At 39.2% G+C, this 3,771-nt stretch carries 3 protein-coding genes and 1 pseudogene; all 4 read left to right on the top strand.

Features of this window, described 5'->3' with window-relative positions:
• Positions 1-661 (top strand): sugar phosphate nucleotidyltransferase (locus tag AAFM34_RS20565; RefSeq protein WP_341666079.1); only part of this gene is annotated, 661 nt, incomplete at its 5' end.
• The gene (gene glgA / locus AAFM34_RS20560; RefSeq protein ID WP_341666077.1) at positions 651-2,120 is read left to right on the top strand and encodes a glycogen synthase GlgA; all 1,470 of its coding nucleotides are present in this window, start codon (positions 651-653) and stop codon (positions 2,118-2,120) included. The genes AAFM34_RS20565 and glgA, both read left to right, overlap by 11 nt.
• A 115-nt stretch (positions 2,121-2,235) precedes the next feature.
• Positions 2,236-3,036 carry an alpha/beta hydrolase gene (locus AAFM34_RS20555; RefSeq protein WP_341666075.1) on the top strand — a complete coding sequence of 267 codons (801 nt, stop codon included), beginning with the start codon at positions 2,236-2,238 and terminating at the stop codon, positions 3,034-3,036.
• A 487-nt stretch (positions 3,037-3,523) separates the two neighbouring features.
• Positions 3,524-3,721 (top strand): annotated as a pseudogene (locus tag AAFM34_RS20550) (LysR family transcriptional regulator); the annotation flags it as partial.
• Positions 3,722-3,771: the final 50 nt, after the last annotated feature.

Genomic DNA, 3,771 nt, shown 5'->3' with positions numbered 1-3,771 from the left:
GGATCCAGAGCATGCGCTTGTTTCCATGGGTAATTATATATTTGAAGCTCAGCCCCTTTTCGCTGAATTGATCGAAGACGCTGATAATCCAGACTCTTCCCATGATTTTGGCAAAGATATCATCCCTAAAATGTTCCCGCGCGGAGATGTCTTCGTCTATGACTTCAGCCAAAATAGAGTTCCTGGTGAAAAAGAAACGGTTTATTGGCGAGATGTTGGTACGATTGACTCGTACTGGCAGGCACACATGGACTTGCTGAAGAAAGATGCGCCGTTTTCTCTCTATAATCGTAGCTGGCCACTGCATACGTTTTATCCCGCTTTACCGCCTGCTACTTTCAGTGACTCTGACAATAGACGAGTGCAGATCATAGACAGTTTAGTGTGCAATGGGAGCTATGTAAGATGTTCTCGAATAGAGAAATCTGTATTAGGGTTTCGGAGTAATATAGCTTCGGCCTGTGATATCAGCGAAAGTATTTTGATGGGAGATGTCAAGATTGGTGAAGGGTGTGTGCTTCGTCGAGTCATCATAGATAAAAATGTGGATATTGCGCCTGAAACTCGAATCGGCGTAGACCTAGAACAAGACAAGAAACGATTCCATGTCTCCGATGATGGTATTGTTGTTATTCCGAAAGGAGCGCGAGTTGGGTACTAAGAATTTATCGATTCTGTATGTTGCATCAGAAGTAGAAGGTTTAATAAAAAGCGGTGGATTGGCAGATGTGGCAAAGGCTTTACCTGAAGCCTTAGTCGCTCTAGATCAAGATGTTCGAATTGCTTTACCAGCCTATCAGCAAATATCTCAACTTGAGCAAGCACAAGTCATATTGGACACTCAACTCGAGCATTGGCCACGCACTGAATACAGAGTTTTGAAATTAAAACAATTAACTGTAGATGTGTATGCTATTGATTGCCCAAGGTATTTCAATCGACCCGAAATGTACGCAGTTAGTAATCAAGCCTACAGTGACAATGGTGAGCGTTTTGCATTTTTTAGTGCGGCCTGTCTCGATATGTTACCTAAGCTCGATTTTCAGCCAGATATTGTTCATGCGAACGATTGGCACACTGGGCTTGTGCCATATCTTCTAAAGTATCGTTATAGAGAAAGCAAGTTTTATACTGAAATGAAGAGTGTCATAACAATACATAATGCTGTATTTAAGGGAGTTTTCAGCTATGACGATCTACTTTGTTTGCCAGAAATGCAGACAAGGTATGCACCCGATGCCGCAGTAAGCCCAACCCACGTGACTATGCTCAAAGCTGGTGTTATGACAGCTGACAAAATAAATGCAGTGAGTCCAACTTATGCAGAAGAGCTTAAGACTGAATTGGGTAGTCACGGTATGGCACAGGAGTTTAAGTCACGTCAGGATGATTTGGTCGGTATTTTGAATGGATGTGATTACTCTGTTTGGAGCCCTGCTAAGGATCCTTACCTGCCGGTCAGTTACCAAGCTAGTCATGACAGTATGACGAATGGAAAGCAAGCATGTAAACGTGTATTGCAAGCAAAGCTAGGTTTTGAACTTAAAGATGTTGCAGTTTATGGAATGGTTTGCCGACTAACAAACCAGAAGGGAATCCAGTATTTACTGCCAATACTAGAGCGGTTTTTGAGTTACAACGTACAATTTGTGATAGTCGGGACAGGTGACCCAGACTTAGCTCAAAAGCTTACTCAAATGGAAGCTTGTAATAGTGAGCGATTTAAGTTTATCGAGGCTTATAGTAATGAGCTTGCACACCTTATTGAAGCTGGTGCGGATGTCTTTGTTATGCCGTCGGAATTTGAGCCCTGTGGGTTAAATCAAGTCTACAGCATGTCATATGGTACCTTGCCTATTGTTCGTGGAGTAGGTGGTCTTAAAGACACTGTCATTGACTATGCTAGTGACCCTGATCTGGCGACAGGTTTTGTGTTCCATGAGCCTACACCGCGTGATTTGTTGCTAACACTGCAACACTCTTTATTGCTCTATGAGCAACAGCGGGAAGAGTTTAGACGCGTTCAGCTTAATGCGATGAAGCAAAATTTTAGTTGGAGCATTGCTGCGGATCAATATTTGAGCTTATATAAAAGTATGTATGATAAATCTTCTAACTAAGCTGTGCGCTCGGCTCTATCTCTGGATGTGCTAGATGAGCTTTTAGGAGTTATGAATGTCTTAATTTGTGATATATTGCACGGAGTTGAATTTCTAACCGGATTTAATCTGAGCTATGACTCAAGAACTACTTTTTCATAAGACCTACTTACATCCGACAAGTGATGAATGGGTTGTTTTTGTTCATGGAGCTGGAGGAAGCTCCTCTATCTGGTTCAAGCAAATCAAAGCTTATCGGCAACACTTTAATTTGCTACTGGTCGATTTACGTGGACATGGTCAGTCTCGCCCGTTTATCAAAGATCTTATCTCAAGCCGCTATACGTTTAAATCAGTGACTGCAGATATACTCAAAGTTTTAGATCATCTAAAAATAGGATCGGCGCATTTTGTCGGTATGTCACTCGGGACCATCATAGTAAGAAATTTAGCTGAAATGTCAGCAGATAGAGTTAAGTCTATGGTTTTAGGTGGTGCTGTCACCAGACTTAATACTCGTTCTCAGATACTAGCAAAAATGGGTAACTTATTTAAACACATAGTTCCATACATATGGTTGTATAGTCTATTCGCCTATATTGTTATGCCTCAAAAGGCGCAGAAAGAATCTCGTCATTTGTTTATTCGAGAAGCAAAAAAGCTGTGTCAGAAAGAGTTTAAACGTTGGTTTATTTTAACGACGGATGTGAATCCTCTTATGCGTTACTTTAAAGATAAAGAGTTACCCATTCCGACTCTATACTTGATGGGAGAATTGGATTATATGTTTCTTCCACCCGTCAAAGAGATGGTTGCTGTCCACGATAGAAGTATTTTATTTGAAATCCCAAATTGTGGCCATGTATGCAATATTGAACGATCTGAAGTTTTCAACCAATATTCTATAGAGTTTATTCAAAGACTTTCATACTCATGATAGGTATTTAGCCAGTGTTGTGATTTGGAGATTTAAAAACAGGTTTGATTTTCATGTAACGGTTCGTCGTTGTTAAGGTTAGTGATGTTAACACCTCTGGATCTTGATTATGACATTTACTAAACATTGGTGTTTTTCCTAAATTGTTAGTACCCTTTTTTCGTGCAAATTTTATATTTATTTTCTTATATTTATGTCAATTTTGATGTCATCAATCAACTAAATTACTAGTCTTAATGTTTTTATGGTTTGACTTTAATTTCTTTATTATCAATAACTTATGCATGAAATGTAATTAAATTAACATATATGTTTATGACTTTTATTTAATGGGCCATATATTCTAAGTTATTGTTTATTTGGAGTTATTGGCTACACTGTCTAATCTAAGTCGATGCCAGTTCTATTCATCAACCTTCCTTCGTTACTTACTCTCACTTTGAGTAGGTGTTTTAAACTTTTATTTATAGTTGGATGAACTTGTCCTATGAACAAATCGAAATGCTTTATTGACTCAAAGTATCTATTGACACTGATTAAAGTGGCAAAATATCGTAGTGTGACAGCTGCTGCCGAGGCATTATTTATGACTCAACCTGCGGTATCTCAGCAAATAAAAAAGATTGAAAGTACAGTAGGCGTAGAAGTATTCGATAGGCGGGGTGGTTTCGAGCTGACTCAGCACTGAGGAATCCCCTGATAATTTAGATAAAAATCATCAAGTTAAGGTAGATG

The sequence above is a fragment of the Vibrio sp. genome (genome assembly GCF_038138445.1).
Taxonomy (GTDB): domain Bacteria; phylum Pseudomonadota; class Gammaproteobacteria; order Enterobacterales; family Vibrionaceae; genus Vibrio.
The sequence above is the reverse complement of the archived record's forward strand: the minus strand, read 5'-3'. Positions and strand labels throughout refer to the sequence as shown.